Origin of the sequence: Sphingomonas humi (assembly GCF_039536725.1) — a bacterium.
Taxonomy (GTDB): Bacteria; Pseudomonadota; Alphaproteobacteria; order Sphingomonadales; family Sphingomonadaceae; genus Sphingomicrobium; species Sphingomicrobium humi.
Window position 1 is genome coordinate 1123683 of the sequence record NZ_BAAAZD010000002.1, and the last position, 13908, is coordinate 1137590.

General features: G+C 67.3%; 11 protein-coding genes. 9 read left to right on the top strand and 2 right to left on the bottom strand.

What is annotated here, in order from left to right; translation table 11 throughout:
- Window positions 1–5 precede the first annotated feature (5 nt).
- From ABD729_RS13395 to ABD729_RS13415, 5 genes are all read left to right on the top strand, one after another.
- Entirely contained in the window at window positions 6–545 is a 540-nt protein-coding gene (locus ABD729_RS13395; protein WP_344711122.1) for a hypothetical protein, read from the top strand.
- A 306-nt stretch (window positions 546–851) separates the two neighbouring features.
- Window positions 852–1610, top strand: coding sequence for a HupA family protein (locus ABD729_RS13400; RefSeq protein ID WP_344711125.1), 759 nt, complete (start codon window positions 852–854; stop codon window positions 1608–1610).
- A gap of 1 nt (window position 1611) precedes the next feature.
- Entirely contained in the window at window positions 1612–2934 is a 1323-nt protein-coding gene (locus tag ABD729_RS13405) for a surface lipoprotein assembly modifier (RefSeq protein WP_344711128.1), read from the top strand.
- Window positions 2935–3060: 126 nt separating this feature from the next.
- Window positions 3061–3822 carry a PEPxxWA-CTERM sorting domain-containing protein gene (locus ABD729_RS13410; protein WP_344711131.1) on the top strand — a complete coding sequence of 254 codons (762 nt, stop codon included), beginning with the start codon at window positions 3061–3063 and terminating at the stop codon, window positions 3820–3822.
- Between the two features lie 124 nt (window positions 3823–3946).
- Window positions 3947–6016 carry a TonB-dependent receptor gene (locus ABD729_RS13415; RefSeq protein WP_344711134.1) on the top strand — a complete coding sequence of 690 codons (2070 nt, stop codon included), beginning with the start codon at window positions 3947–3949 and terminating at the stop codon, window positions 6014–6016.
- Here ABD729_RS13415 and ABD729_RS13420 read toward each other — a convergent pair.
- Window positions 6013–7569, bottom strand: coding sequence for a winged helix-turn-helix domain-containing protein (locus ABD729_RS13420; protein ID WP_344711137.1), 1557 nt, complete (start codon window positions 7567–7569; stop codon window positions 6013–6015). The genes ABD729_RS13415 and ABD729_RS13420 overlap by 4 nt on opposite strands.
- Before the next feature lie 209 nt (window positions 7570–7778).
- On the opposite strand from ABD729_RS13420, the gene ABD729_RS13425 reads away from it, so the two are divergent.
- Genes ABD729_RS13425 through ABD729_RS13435 form a run of 3 tightly spaced genes read left to right on the top strand, consistent with a single transcriptional unit; the run spans window position 7779 to window position 11865 of the window.
- Window positions 7779–9815 carry an HAD-IIB family hydrolase gene (locus ABD729_RS13425; RefSeq protein WP_344711140.1) on the top strand — a complete coding sequence of 679 codons (2037 nt, stop codon included), beginning with the start codon at window positions 7779–7781 and terminating at the stop codon, window positions 9813–9815.
- Window positions 9812–10948, top strand: coding sequence for a glycosyltransferase family 28 protein (locus ABD729_RS13430; protein ID WP_344711143.1), 1137 nt, complete (start codon window positions 9812–9814; stop codon window positions 10946–10948). Before ABD729_RS13425 ends, ABD729_RS13430 begins: the two co-directional genes overlap by 4 nt.
- Window positions 10945–11865: a glycosyltransferase family 2 protein gene (locus ABD729_RS13435; protein ID WP_344711146.1), complete on the top strand. Its 921-nt coding sequence runs from the start codon at window positions 10945–10947 to the stop codon at window positions 11863–11865. The genes ABD729_RS13430 and ABD729_RS13435 overlap by 4 nt, the downstream gene beginning before the upstream one ends.
- On the opposite strand, the gene ABD729_RS13440 is transcribed toward ABD729_RS13435, so the two are convergent.
- Window positions 11796–12866, bottom strand: coding sequence for a glycosyltransferase (locus ABD729_RS13440; protein WP_344711151.1), 1071 nt, complete (start codon window positions 12864–12866; stop codon window positions 11796–11798). The genes ABD729_RS13435 and ABD729_RS13440 overlap by 70 nt on opposite strands.
- A gap of 110 nt (window positions 12867–12976) precedes the next feature.
- Here ABD729_RS13440 and ABD729_RS13445 point away from each other — a divergent pair, with 110 nt between their 5' ends.
- The gene (locus tag ABD729_RS13445) at window positions 12977–13840 is read left to right on the top strand and encodes an alpha/beta hydrolase (RefSeq protein ID WP_344711154.1); all 864 of its coding nucleotides are present in this window, start codon (window positions 12977–12979) and stop codon (window positions 13838–13840) included.
- Window positions 13841–13908 lie beyond the last annotated feature (68 nt).

Consider the following 13908-nt stretch of genomic DNA (forward strand, 5'->3'; position numbering starts at 1 on the left):
CTTCGATGGAGAACCTCATGACTTCGAAAGTCCTTATCGCGCTCGCTGCAGCAACTGCGACGATCCTCCCGGCCCCTGTTCAAGCTGGCGAGGGGCAGCAAAATATGGATCAGGTGGTCCGTCAGATGCGCGAGACCGCAGAGAAGATGCGCGGGCAGCTGCCTGCGGATCAGATCGCGCAGATGCTGCGCGATGCCGACGAACTCGAACGCGAAACCAAGGCAGGAAGCTTCAACGCGCCGGCCGCTCCTGCCACGCGGAGCGCCGGGGTTATCGCGCATATGGAGCAGTCGCACGGCGCGATCTTTGAGTGGCTGATGCGCACATCGACCTGCGCTGGCTATCAGTGGGAGAACTGGCGGCGCTGGAACATCAGCACCGGCCAGTACATCGCCGAGCGCAATGAAGGCTGCAAGAAAGCCTTTGCATCGTACGAGCAATATTTCCGGGCACAGGTCAGCGGAAATGGCGAAATCGCCAAGCGCCACCTCGCCGAATACGACCGTGCAGCGCATCAGGTCGTCGATGCCTATCCCGAGAATTAGGGGCTTTGCGGAGGATCATCGGCAAATCATCGGCAGTTCGTCATGTTCTGAAATGGCAGTCGCGGTGACGGTGGTGGCGAAGGAGCCTGTCACATGCCAACACCGCGGAACGCTCTTGTCGTGACCTCGATCCTGTCGCTCGGGCTTATGGGCTGTGGAGGCGGCGGGTCGGCGGCGCAGGTCGCCTCCATCCCGGCTCCACCGCCGGCGGCGCCTCCACCCCCCACCAGCCCGCCTACCCCGCCGGTCCCTCCGCCGCTTCCGGCCGGCCTGATCGGACTGCAGAGCGACAAGCCTTTCTCGACGGTGAGCGCACTTACCGACGGCGGCGTCTATGTGTCGCTTCCCGAGCCTGACGCCGTGCATATCCGCTATTCGGCGGCCGACGGTCTCTACACCATGACCCTCGCGAACATGTCGCGCGAGGGTCAGCTCGCCCCTATCGGCGGAAACGGAAGCTTCCATGACAAGGGCTGGATCAATATTTCCAGCACGAGAAGCGATCTCCTGGACGGCAAAGGCCCGCAAAAGCAGGGCGTCATCGTCACGCTCGACTGGCCGGCCAGTTCGGTCTTCCGCTACACGAATTTCGGCCAGTGGAATGGGGGTTGCCCGATGGGCTGCAACATCGGGATGTTTGCGTACGGCATTCCGACCTCGGCTTCGCACATGCCCGTCACCGGCAGCGCCTCGTTCGATGGAGAAATTCGCGGCTACACCAGCAGGTCGGAAGGCTACGTCGACGTGCTTGGCTACGTGACGCTCAATTTCGATTTCGGCGCTGGCAAGCTGGCCGGCGTAATGCGGCCAGAAGCCTATTTCACCTGGGATCCGACGCCGCTCGGCGACTACGTGTTCCGCGATACGGTCTACGCGAAGGGCAGCACCAAATTCTCCGGCGCCTTTAATGTCCCGGGCAGCACGGCGCCCTCCTCCTTCACCGGCAGCTTCACGGGACCCAGCGCCAACGAATTGATGGCGCAATGGCAGGCGCCCTTCGTCCGACCCGGCACGACCGAGACAGGCCAGATGGTGGGAGTGTGGATCGCACAGCGGAGCAAATAGGATGCTCTCGCTCGAGAGCGCACTGCTGCTCCTGCCGCTTTCGCCCGCAATCCCTGTGGTGGACCTCGCGCCGAGCGCACAGGAGCAGCGCGTCAGCCTCACGCCGACCGCACTGCTCGAATGGGCGTCGCGCCGCGAAACGTCCGACCCCGTCCTATCCGAGCGCGCCTACCGACTGCTTTGCAACGATCCCGCCGCGCAAGTCCGTGCCGAAGCCCGCTATCGACTTGCAGCGCTTCTTGCGGGCCAAGGAAAGCTGCGCGACGCCGCGACGCTTCTGCGCCGCCTGCTCGACGAACAGCCCGGCGCGCAGCGGGTCCGGCTCGACCTTGCCGGGCTGCAGGAACGGCTGGGGGACGAAGACGGCGCCCGGCGCACGCTGCGCGCGGCGAGCGCCGGCCCCTTGCCGAAGGAGATCTCCCGCCTCGTCGACAAGTGGTCCGAGGCCTTGCGCTCAAGGAGGCCGGCGGGCCTGTCGATCGAAGTCGCCATTGCCCCCGACAGCAACATCAATCGGGCGACGAGGTCCGACAGGCTGAGCACGGTGCTCGGCGATTTCGCGATCGACCCGCAAGGCAAGGCGCGCTCAGGCCTCGGCGTGGCAAGTTCCGCCTCGGCATTCCGCCGGTTCAGTGTCGGCGATGACTTGAGCCTGATCGCCCGGGTCACCGGGGCCGGTCGCTTCTACCGCGACAAGCAGTTCAATCAGGTCGATCTCGAAGCCGCGTTGGGTGCCGAAGGAGCGTTCGGCAAAGCGCGCGTGTCCCTCGAAGCCGCTGTTGGTCAGGGCTGGTTCGGCGGAGTGCCCTTCATCAGGCAGGTGCACGCGACCGCCAGCTTCCGGCGCCCCGTGGGCAGGCGCGCGGCGATTGGCGTGAAGCTTACCGGTTCCGCCATCGATAACCGGCTTAACCGGCTTCAGGACGGCCGGAGCGTGCTTGGCGAACTGTCGCTGGAACGCGCCCTTTCCTCACGTTCGGGCGTCCTGCTCAGCGCCGCCGGGGAGCGATTTCGAGCCCGCGATCCCGGCTATAGATTCGGCCGCTGGGAAGCTGGAGCGACTGGCTGGCAAGACCTTGGACGGGTCACCCTTTTCGGCGGGGTCGCGCTGGGCAGCCTGCGCGGCGACGAATCGCTGGCGCTGTTTGCCGCCGCCCGGAGCGACAAGCTGATGCGGCTCAGCATAGGCGGCACCTTTCGCCAGCTCGGCTTTGCCGGACTCGCGCCGTTCGTCCGCGTCACGCACGAGCGCAATGACAGCAATATCGCCTTCTACGCCTATCGCCGGACCCGCAGCGAAGTCGGCTTCAGAAGTGCCTTTTGAAATGATCGGCATTCCGTCAGCCCTTCGTCATCCTCGGTCGGCAGCAAGGTCGGCACCACCGCCGCGCCAGTGCGCCGGCAGCTCCCTCGATCCGGCGCGCGCGGCAGGACGCGAGAGGACAGCAACATGACCAAGCTGATGCAAATGATCGTGGCCCTTGGTGGGGCCGCGCTTGCCGTCACGGCGACAGTTCCGCTCCGGGCGCAGATCAGCCAGACGGGATACAACACGTTGACGGGAACCCAGCAAGTGACCTTCGGCGGGGTTGCCGGGGGACCGGTGCCAGGCACCAATTACGATGGACTTCTAGTGATCGACGGCGTCGCGTTCGGCGAGCGGTTCGCCGGTCAGACCGTAACCGCCAACGGTGTCTACGACCAGATCGGCGGCGCGCCGACGGGTCCGCTGACGCTCCTTCCGGGAGCGCCGGGACAGAATGTCTCGGTCTTTGCCAGCCCGGCAGGCCCCGTGCTGAGCGGACTTGGGCCGCTTGGTTTTCCGGCCAGCGATGCCATCGGCGAAGGCGCATTCTCGATCCTGTTCCCGACCTTGCAGTCGGAGTTCGGCCTTCGCCTGACCGGCGGCAACGGAGGGAATGCCTTCATCAGCTTCTACGGTTCGGACGGCACGCTGCTCGGATCGTCGACCCTTTCCAACCTGCCGCTACTTTCTTCCTACGGCTTCACCAGCGCGAATGCCGACATTGCTGGGGTCTCGTTCTGGAACGCAGATGTGACCGGCGTTGGGCTTGCGGGCATCCGTTTCAATGTCGCGACAGGGGTGCCGGAGCCAGGCACCTGGATGACCATGCTTTTGGGTTTCGCGGTGATCGGGGTCGCCATACGCCGCCGTCGCTCGGGTGCCCGAATGCCGGTGGTGGCCGCGTGAGGGACCAGGCTCGACTGGTGCCGCCATGTTCCGTTCGTCTGGTGACGCCGGGCGCCACGCCTGTGAGACTTGCCATTCATGGCTTTCTGCAGTCCTCTTCCCACGGCGTCGGGGGGAGTCGCACATGATCGCTACACTGGCCGCTGCCATGGGTTTGATCGCTCCGGAGGCGCGTGCCAGGAAGCAGCCCGCGACGGTGGAGGCCCAGCGCTTGCCAGAAGCGCTGCCCGGGGACGTCGTCATCACCGGCGAACGGCTGCCGCGCCGGGTGCGCGACACGCCGTCGAGCGTGGTGGTGATCACCGGTGGCGCGATCGAGGCCGGCACCGACGACCGGATCGACCAGCTATTTGCCGCCGTTCCGAACGTGCAGGTCGGCTCGGGCGAGGAAGGGCCCGCGATCCGGGGCCAGGATTCGACCGGTGTCAGTCGCGGCCTGTTCGCCTTTCTCGGCGGTACCCGTCCCCGCGTGACCCTCCAGGTCGATGGCCGCGCGGTCAGCTTTTACGAATATGTCTCCGGTTCCGCGCCGCTCTGGGATGTCGATCATGTCGAGGTCTTCAGGAGCCCGCAAACCACGACGCAGGGGCGCAATTCGATCGCGGGCGCGATCTTCGTTCAGACCCGCGATCCCGAATTCGAATGGAAGGGCAAGGCCCGCCTCCTCGCCGGGGAGATCGGGACCCGGCAGGCGTCCGCGGTGATCACAGGGCCGCTGGCCGGTGACGAACTGGCGGTCAGGCTCAGCGGGGACATTCGCCGCGGCCGAATGGCGAGCGATCTGGCGGACGGCATTCCCGGCGCAGACATCAGGCGGGACGACTACGGGCAGGCGCGGCTGAAGCTGCTCTACCGTCCGGCGGAGGTCCCGGGGATGCGGATCGAAACCAGCCTGGTGCATACCAGCTCGCAGGCGCCGCCGTTCGAAGCGGTCGCGCCGCCATTCAAGCAGCGACGCTTTCCGACGCCGGATCGCACCAACGGGATTTTGCGGGTCGGGGTGACCAGTCTCACCACCACGGCCATCGTCCCACTCGCCGCGGCGCTGGAAACCGAGATGACGGTGAGCGGTGGTGACGCGAACCTGCGCCGCTTTGGACTGCCGGGCCTTGGCGATACGCGGGTCGACAACAAGGATGCCTCGCTTGAGGCCCTGCTTCGTTGGACCCCGGCTGGACCGCTGCAGGTCGTCGCCGGCCTTCGCGGCGCCCTGGTCCGTCAGAAGCAGTGGATCGACATCACCGGGCTCGGGCTCGGGATCGGGGGATTTCGGGACCGCCAGAAGAGCGCGGGCCTGTTTGGCGAAGCGCGCTGGCAGCCGATCGAGCACCTCGCCATCACCGGGGGGATGCGCCTGCAATGGGACCGGCAGGACCGCGTGGGACAGGTCGGTGTCGCGCCGACCGGAATTCGCGCCGACTATCACCAGTCCTTCTCGGCCCTTCTCCCCAAGCTGTCCGTCGCTTACGCGATCAGCGATGCGGTGAATGCCGGGATTCTCGTCCAGCGCGCCTTCAACCCGGGCGGAACGTCGGTCAGCCTGGTTCGCCGCGCGGAAGACCGGTTCGAGGCCGAGCGCCTGACCAACCTCGAAGGGTTCGTGCGGGCAGGCTTTGCTGGCGGTCGCGGGACGCTGTCGGCCAACCTGTTTGCGAACTGGATCGAGAACTCGCAGCGACAGCTGCTGGTGCCGGTCGTACTGCCAAATGGCGCGACGATCTTCTCGGCGGAATTCGCCAATGCACCAAAGGCTACCAGCCATGGGCTCGAGGCCGAATTCGGCTGGCGCGTGGACCGCCGGTTGAATGTCCGCGCCGGGCTGGGCCTGCTGCGGACGAGGCTCGATCAGACCCTCCTTCCCAATGATCCTACCCTCGGCAAGGAGTTCCAGCGTTCGCCTAGGCTCAGCGCAAGTGCGTCGGTGGAGTGGAAGCCAACCGACGCGATTCGGTTGAGCGCCCAGGTTCGGCATCACGGGCGCTATTTCAGCGACGACGCCAATACGCCGGTGCGGCAGATCGGTGCGGCAAGTTTCGTCGACCTGCGCGCGGCGTGGGAATGGCGGCAGCTCACCCTGTTCGGTTACGCCCGCAACGCCTTCAACCGCCTCGCGCTGACCTACTTATTCAGCCCGACCTTCGGTACCGCGGAGGACCCGCGGGAGGCCGGTGCCGGGATCGAGCTGCGCTTCTAGGCCGATCGCTCGCGCAGGAAGTCCGGCAGGACGCCGCGGCGCTTCCAATAGTCGGCAAGGCCAATGTCGCGCATCAGCGCAAGGAAGCGGGGATCGCGCTGCATTTCCTTGCCCAGCGGTGTGAACAGCATGTTGGTCTTGCGCCGCCGCTGGTCGGGGGCGAACGGCTGCCCGGGACGCCAATTGAGGGCGGCGAGGACCGGACCGCGCTCCAGATAATAGGCTTCGGCAAGGGCGAAGACCGCATCCAACGACTTCATGAGTTGCAGCAGCATGAAGGCGTTGACGACCGCCGCTACGCTGGTCCTGACGCTTGCCAGCACCTGCCGGGTGCTTGCCGCGATCGCCGCCGGATCGCCGCTCATTGCGGCAAGGTGGGCGTTGCGGAGAACCGCGATCATAGCAGGTGGCATCTTGGGGCGCCCTTGTTCGGTCTCGATCTGGTCGAGCGCGCGGTCGGTCCTTCCGGTCCCGTTCAGCAGCCACAGGCGCGCGAACCATACCGGCGCCAGCCGCGGCCACATGTCGAAAGCGCGCTGGGCGGCCTGGTCGGCTTGGGTGACCTGCCCGAGGAACCAGTGGCAATAGATGGCCTTGTACTGAAGCTGGCTGTCGTAAGGGTCGTCGGGCGACAGCTGGAGGCGGCTCCGGGCGCTTTCGGTCATCCGCCCGACCGCTCCCAGCATGAAGGAATGGGAATCGTTCGCGTAGAGGTGACCGGGGTGCCGGGCGAGCACGCGGTCGAACTGCTTTTCCACCGCCAGCCAGTTCCCGTAATAGGGGACCGCGATCACCAGCGCCGCTTCGGCATCGGCGTTGCCGGGATCGAATTGAAGGGCACGCTGTGCGGCTTCATCCACCTTCGGACCCGATGTCACCGTGTTGGCGAAGACATGCTCGTCGACCCGCGCCACCGTCAGCGCCAATTGACCCCAGGCAGCGGCGTTGCGCGGCGATTGCCTGACCGCCTGATCGAGCAAGGCGACGGCCGTGCGCTGGCCCTCCGCCGTCCCGGCCCGCATCGCCTGTTGCGCCTTTGCGATCAGCGGCGTGGCCGGATCGCGCCCGGCGCGTGTGCCCGCCCACCAGGCGAGCCCCGCGGCGCCGACGAGGAGCGAACCTCCCCCGGCGATGAGATTTCGGCGTGACAGGAGGCCGGTTTGAGCGTCCAGCGCAGGGTCGGCCTGCTCCCCTGCCGCGCCGAACCCCTCACCGACGAGCCTGTAGCCTGTCCGCGGCACGGTCTCCACGGCAAAGCCGGCACCGACCGCCGAAAGTCCCCGGCGAACCCCGGCAATTGCGCGATTGAGACTGTCGTCACCGACAAAGACACTGCCCCAGCAGCGGGCGAACAGCACGTCGCGGGTAACCACGCCGCCCCTGGCGTCGGCCAGCAGCGCCAGCACCTGCATCACGCGCGGTTCGAGCTGGCAGCTTCCCGCCGGGCCGCTGACGACCCGCGTCGCCGGGTCGATCCTGACTCCGGCAAGGGTAAATTCGGGACGAGCAGCCAGCTGATGGGTCGTCAGCAGGCCTTCGGCCGGTCCATGCATCGCAAGGCTCCCTGGCAAACCTACTGAAGGGTGTACGCCGCCATCCCCGCGACGATAGCAGAAATTGGCGGGTCCAGGGTAATTCCGCCTGAAGCGCTTGCTGGCCGCCGCTTCGACCGCACTTAGCCTATTGGCGGTAGCAACTTACCGCGCGCCCGTTCGCTTGATTAGCTCTTCCTGACTATCACACCGGAGCCGCTTTTTTGCGAATGATGTCGATCGCCCTCGGTGGATGCCTCCGTCCGCCGCCCATTCCCCTCGGGATCACCGAGGATAGCGGCGGGCATCTTACCTATCTTTGGGGAGCGTCAGAAGCGCTGGCAGCGCGGAGCGACGTCACCGAAGTCGAACTGGTCACCCGTCTGTTCGACGAGCCCTCGCTCGGCCCCGACTATGCGCGTGCCTCGCAGCAATGCGGCGCCAAGCTCACGATTACCCGCATCGACAGCGGCAACCGGCGCTACCTCAGCAAGGAGGCCGCGGCCGCTGACCGCCCTGCCTTTATCGCCGCCCTGCTCGCCGATCTCGACGCGCGCGAGGTGCGACCCGACGTCGTGCACGCGCATTTTGCCGATGCCGCGGAAGTCGCGATCGCCATCCGCGAACGCTTCGGCATCCCCTTCATCTACACTGCCCACTCGCTCGGGATCGACAAGGCCGATCATGTCGCGACCAGCCAAGGGCTAGAGGCGCGCATCGGATTCGAAGACCGCGCCATCGCCTGCGCCGACGCGATCATCGCCTCCTCCCGCGACGAGGCCGAACGCCAGCTGATGCGCTACCCCTCGGCCGACGCGGCCAAGATCCACCGGGTGCCGCCGGGTGCCGGACGGCGCCAGCGCGGCACCGACCGATCCCGGGCGCGGGAGCTCGTCGCGCCCTTCCTGCGCGATCCGTCCAAACCAATCATCCTCGCCATCGCCCGCCCCGTTCACAAGAAGAACCTTGGCCGGCTGGTCGAGCTTTATGGTCGCTCGCCGGCCCTGCAGGACGCCGCCAACCTCGTCATCGTCGCTGGCCTTCGCGACGGACCGCACAGCGGCGAGAGCGAGCAGCGCGAAGTGGTTCGCCAGCTGCTCGACGGGCTCGATCGCTGGAACCTCTACGGCAAGCTCGCCCTCCCCAAGCAGCACTGCCAAACCGATATCGCCTCCTTCTACGCCCATGCCCGGGAAAGCGGCGGCCTGTTCGTCAATCCCGCCGCCACCGAACCCTATGGGCTGACCCTGACCGAGGCCGCGCTGCACGGCGTGCCGGTGGTCGCCACCTGTCACGGCGGCGCCGCCGACATCGTCGCCGAGCTTGGCCACGGGATCAGCATCGATCCGGCCGATGGGGACGCCTTCGTCGGCGCGATCGAATGCCTGCTCGGCGACCGTGAACGCTGGCTGCGCGCGTCGAACTCGGGGCAAGCGAGGGTCCGCAATCACAGCTGGGAACGCTATGCCGAGCGCTTCTCCGACATTGCGCGCGCCATTTGCACTCCGACCGCTTCGATCGGTCGACCTCGCGACCTGCTGCTGTCGGACATCGACAATACGCTAACCGGCTGCCGCACCGGCGCGCGCCAGCTTCAGGCGGCGCTTGCCCGCGACCCGCGCCGGATGTTCGGCATCGCCACCGGCCGCTCTCTCCAAGAGGCGCAACGCATCCTTGGCGAATGGGATTATGAGGCGCCGGCGGTGATGGTCACCTCGGTCGGTTCGGAAATCTACTGGCGGCGCGGCCAGCGGCTCGAACGCGATGACGACTTTGCCCGGCACCTCGCGCACGGCTGGGAGCCCGGACGGATCCGCGACGCGCTGGCCGGCCTTGCCGGCCTGGAGCCACAAGGCGCGGTCGAGCAGCGCCGGTTCAAGATCAGCTTCTTCGCCAGCGAGGAGGCGGCCCACCGCGTCGAACAGCGCCTTATCGACGCGCAATTGAAGGCGCGCGTCATCCACAGTCACGGCAAGCTCCTCGACATCCTCCCCCTCCGCGGCGGCAAGGCGGCCGCGATGAGGTGGGTCGCGGCCCGGCTGTCGCTCCCGCCGTCGGCGGTCTTTGCGGCAGGTGACAGCGGTAACGACCGCGACATGCTCGAAGCCTGTCCGCGCGCGATCCTCGTCGCCAACCACTGCCCGACGGTCGCGGACCTCGCCGCGCGCGAAAATGTCTACCGGACCGCCGCGCCGCATGCCGGCGGGATCGTCGAAGCGCTGAACGCATTCGCCCGCACCGACGTCGCCCGGTTGCTCGCGGCATGAGGAACGCGATCGGCTATTTCGTCCACCATCAAGGTCGCGGCCATGCCGAGCGCGCGGCCTCGCTCGTCCACGCCCTCGGACCCGATACCCCCATCACCCTCTTTTGCGCGCGCGACGACATCTTTCCGCCGCTTCCGGAATGGGCCCGCGTAGAGCGACTGCCCTCCCTGTTCGAAGCGCAGGGCCCCGTGCCGGAAGGGCTGTCGACCGTGCGGACGCCCCCGACCCTCCACTGTGCTCCGCTCGGCTGGACGCAGATCACCGAGGCGGTCGCGACGCTCGCGCGGTGGTTCCACGAAGCGCGGCCGGCCTTGTTCATCAGCGATGTCTCGGCCGAACTCGCCCAGCTTGCCCGCATCGCGTCCATTCCGTGCGTTCCCGTCCTACAGCACGGCGATCGCGACGATCCCGGGCACATGGCCGCCTATGAAGGGGCCGTCGGCATCCTCGCCCCTTACGCCGCAGCGCTCGAGCAGCCCGGGCGGTCTTGGTGGATGGAGGATCTCATCTTCCATGCTGGCGGGCTTGGTGTTGCTCCGGCCGCACTCGACAAGCCCGAGGCCCGGCGGGCGCTCGGCATCGCTCCGGACGCCGACCTCGTCCTCGTCATCGCCGGCGGCGGGGGCGAGGGAACCCCCGCCCCGCCGCTCAGCCTCGGCGCCCGGGCCGAACCCAGCAGCCTGTGGGTCACGATCGGATCGGTCACGCAGGCGTGGCACGACACTCCGCCTGCCAACCTCCAGCATCGCGGCTGGGTCGATGACGCAAGCCGCTGGGTTGCCGCCGCGGACCGGATCGTTTCCTCCACCGGCAATACCACCGTCCACACCGTCGCCGCGGCCGGCAGGCCATGGATCGTGGTGCCCGAATGGCGCTATTTCGACGAGCAGCGCTGGAAGGCGCGGATGCTGGGCGAGGCCGGTGCGGCAGTCTTTGCCGATGGCTGGCCAGCCAGCGCCGCCGCCTGGCAACGGCTGTGGCAGCAGGCCGGCAAACTCGATCTCGAACGGCAGAAGAGGTTGGTCGATCCCGACGCCGCCGCGCGGACGGCCGATTGGCTGCGCGGCCTCATCGCGCGGTCATGGGGTGCCCAGCCCTCCACAACACCCTTGCTTCGGGCGGTCGCGTCGTGACCGCGCCGATCAGCGTCTGCACCCTCGGATCGGGCCGCGCCGAGCATCTGCGCAACCTCGTCGAGGGGCTTGCCCGCAGCCGCGTACGGCCCGCTGAACTGATCGTCGGCGTGATGCAGGATGAGCCCTACGACCTTCCGACGACGCCGTTCCCCATCCGACAGCATGTGCTTGGCAGCGGTACGCTGACCCTGTCGGCGGCGCGCAACCGGGCTGCCCGCGAAGCCACGAACGATCGCCTCGTGTTTCTCGACATCGACTGCATTCCCGATCCCGAGCTGGTCGGCGATTATGCCGACCGGATGGACATGGCGGACGGCATCCTGATGGGCGAAGTCCTCTACCTCCCGAAGGGCACGACCGATCATGGCCTCGACTTCGACGCCTTTGCCCGGCTCGGGGTCAAGCACAGCGAGCGTTCGGGGCCGCCGGACACGCCGCTTGGGTCCTGCACCGACTATCGATGCTTCTGGTCACTCAACTTTGCGATGCGGCGCGGCGATTTCCTGCGGCTCGGAGGCTTCGACGAGGGCTTCGTCGGCTATGGTGGCGAGGATACCGATTTCGGCCGCACTGCTGCCGAAGCGGGCATGACTTTCCACTGGACCCGCGGCGCTCGGGCCTACCATCAATATCATCCCCACCACATGCCGCCGGTGCACCACCTCGACAGCGTGATCGCCAACGCCCACCGCTTTCGCGACAAATGGGGTCACGTGACGATGGACCATTGGCTCAAGGCCTTCAGACTGATGGGCCTGGTCGAGCAGCGCGGCCCCGATTTCGTCCGGCTGCGCCAGACGCGCGAGGAGGACCTCGCGCTGACCAGGCAGCAGAGCGACCAGCCTTATGCCAGCAGCGCGCGGGTGCTCCGCCTGCTCGAAGCCGGGGCAAGGCCGGCGATGGCCGAGGCATAGGCCTCGGCGTAGCGCGCGACCATCGCCTCCGCCGAGAAGTGCTGCTCCACGCGCGCTCGGGGAATTGAGCGATCGATCGTCATCGCCCGGTTGATGGCGTCCGGCAGGCCGACAAGGCGGTCGGCGACCACGCCCGCCGCTCCGACCACCTCGGGAATGGCGCCGCGCGCCAGCGCCGCGACCGGCACCCCGCACGCCATTGCCTCGATCATCGTCAGGCCAAAGGGCTCGTCCCACATTGGCGTCGCGACCAGCACGCCGGCCTGCTGAACCGATGTCGTAAGCGCCGTTCCGGATAGATGGCCAAGATAGCGATGCGGCGCCCGCAGGCGGGGCCTGACTTCCTCCCAATAGTCGTGGCAGTCGATCGGACCGGCAAGGTCCAGTGCGAGCCCGGCAGCCTCGGCAGCATCGATCGCTTCCAGCGTGCCCTTGGTCGGGGTGATCCGCCCGACCCAGATGGCGCGGTCCCCGCCGGTCTTCGCGAAGGGCCAGCGCTGGATGTCGATCCCGTTCCAGGCGACGCGGGTCGCCCGGGCGGGCCACAGCGCCTGTTGCTGCGCAGAGCAGACGGTCAGTTTCTGCCATGCCACCTTCGCATTGCGCGCGACCGCCTCGGCCAGAGCATCGAAGGGCGGCACGTGCAGCGACGTCACCATCGCCACCCGGTCGCGCGCCGCCCAGTCGAGGAGGTCGGGAAACAGGGCGTTGTTGTGGACGACGTCGAAGCCGCCTGCGAGGACCGCGTCCCATGCCCTTCGATAGGCGCGCAGCAGCCACTCGCGTAAGGTCGGCGTGCCATGCCACGTCGCCCAAGGCAGCTCGGCCTCATAGGCGTGCGGGGCAATCTCCTGCACCGGGAGGGATGCATCGCTGTCTCCGCTGGCGAACAGGGTCACGTCATGGCCCTCGGCCAGAAGACCTCTGACGAGGGTGTCGCAATGGGCTTCCATGCCGCCCATGAAGGGAGCGGCCACGGGATGGCGGACGTGCGCGATCACCGCGATCCTCAGGGGTCTCGAAATGGTCGGATATCGCACCTCACCTGAACCGAGGCGCGCGCCCGATGTTCCTCTGCATCCACCCGCCTTCCGGCAACGTTACTTGGTAGATGAGGAAATTCATTCTTGCCGCGGCATCGCTGGCGCTGGTCTCCTGCTCGCCGCCGGGCCTGCTCAGTTCGGTCAACAGCTTCGTTCCCGGTGACAATGGGGCACGGCGGGTTGCGGAAGGAGTCGTTTTCGCACCCGGGCAGGGGCTGAAGCTCGACGTGTGGGCGCCGCGCCGCGCCGACCACAAGCTTCCCGTGGTCATCTTCTTCTATGGCGGCGGCTGGGTCGCGGGATCGCGTGGCGGATATGCGTTCGCTGGCTCGGGCTATGCGGGCCAGGGGTTCGTCACCGTCATTCCCGACTATCGCCTGGTGCCGGGCGTGCGCTTTCCCGCCTTCCTCGAGGATGGCGCGCAGGCGGTAAAATGGACGCGCGACAATATCGCGCGCTTCGGCGGCGACCCGAACCGGATCGCGGTCGCCGGCCACTCGGCAGGGGCCTACAACGGGGCGATGCTCGCGCTCGATCGGCGCTATCTGCAGAATGCGGGCGTGGCGCGCGGAACCATCAAGGCGGCGGCGCTGCTTTCTGGCCCGTACGACTTCTACCCCTTCACCGAACAGAGGGGTCGCGATGCGCTGGGTGCGTGGCCCCGGCCGGCCGAAACGCAGCCCGTCAATTTCGTGACCCGCGCTGCGCCACCGATGCTGCTCGCTACCGGCGGCGCCGACGACGTGGTCAATCCCCGCAACAGCCGGGCGCTGGCCGCCAGGCTTGCAGGCGCGGGGGTTCCGGTCGAGCTCAAGGTCTATCTCGGCAAGAGTCACGTCGACCTCGCCAAGTCGCTTTCCCGCCCATTCCGCACGACCACTCCCGCGCTGAACGACAGCGCCGCCTTTCTTCACCGCATCCTCGGCAACTGATCGTCCGCATTTGGTTGCGACCCGATCGCGTGACGGTCGTTGAGGTATCAGGCTTATCGAGGATGCCC

Excerpts from the sequence above, each read along its gene's own strand:
- ABD729_RS13395 (WP_344711122.1), top strand. The coding sequence starts at position 6 with ATGGAGAACCTCATGACTTCGAAAGTCCTTATCGCGCTCGCTGCAGCA.
- ABD729_RS13405 (WP_344711128.1), top strand. The coding sequence starts at position 1,612 with ATGCTCTCGCTCGAGAGCGCACTGCTGCTCCTGCCGCTTTCGCCCGCA.
- ABD729_RS13410 (WP_344711131.1), top strand. The coding sequence starts at position 3,061 with ATGACCAAGCTGATGCAAATGATCGTGGCCCTTGGTGGGGCCGCGCTT.
- ABD729_RS13415 (WP_344711134.1), top strand. The coding sequence starts at position 3,947 with ATGATCGCTACACTGGCCGCTGCCATGGGTTTGATCGCTCCGGAGGCG.
- ABD729_RS13420 (WP_344711137.1), bottom strand. The coding sequence starts at position 7,569 with ATGCATGGACCGGCCGAAGGCCTGCTGACGACCCATCAGCTGGCTGCT.
- ABD729_RS13425 (WP_344711140.1), top strand. The coding sequence starts at position 7,779 with ATGATGTCGATCGCCCTCGGTGGATGCCTCCGTCCGCCGCCCATTCCC.
- ABD729_RS13430 (WP_344711143.1), top strand. The coding sequence starts at position 9,812 with ATGAGGAACGCGATCGGCTATTTCGTCCACCATCAAGGTCGCGGCCAT.
- ABD729_RS13445 (WP_344711154.1), top strand. The coding sequence starts at position 12,977 with ATGAGGAAATTCATTCTTGCCGCGGCATCGCTGGCGCTGGTCTCCTGC.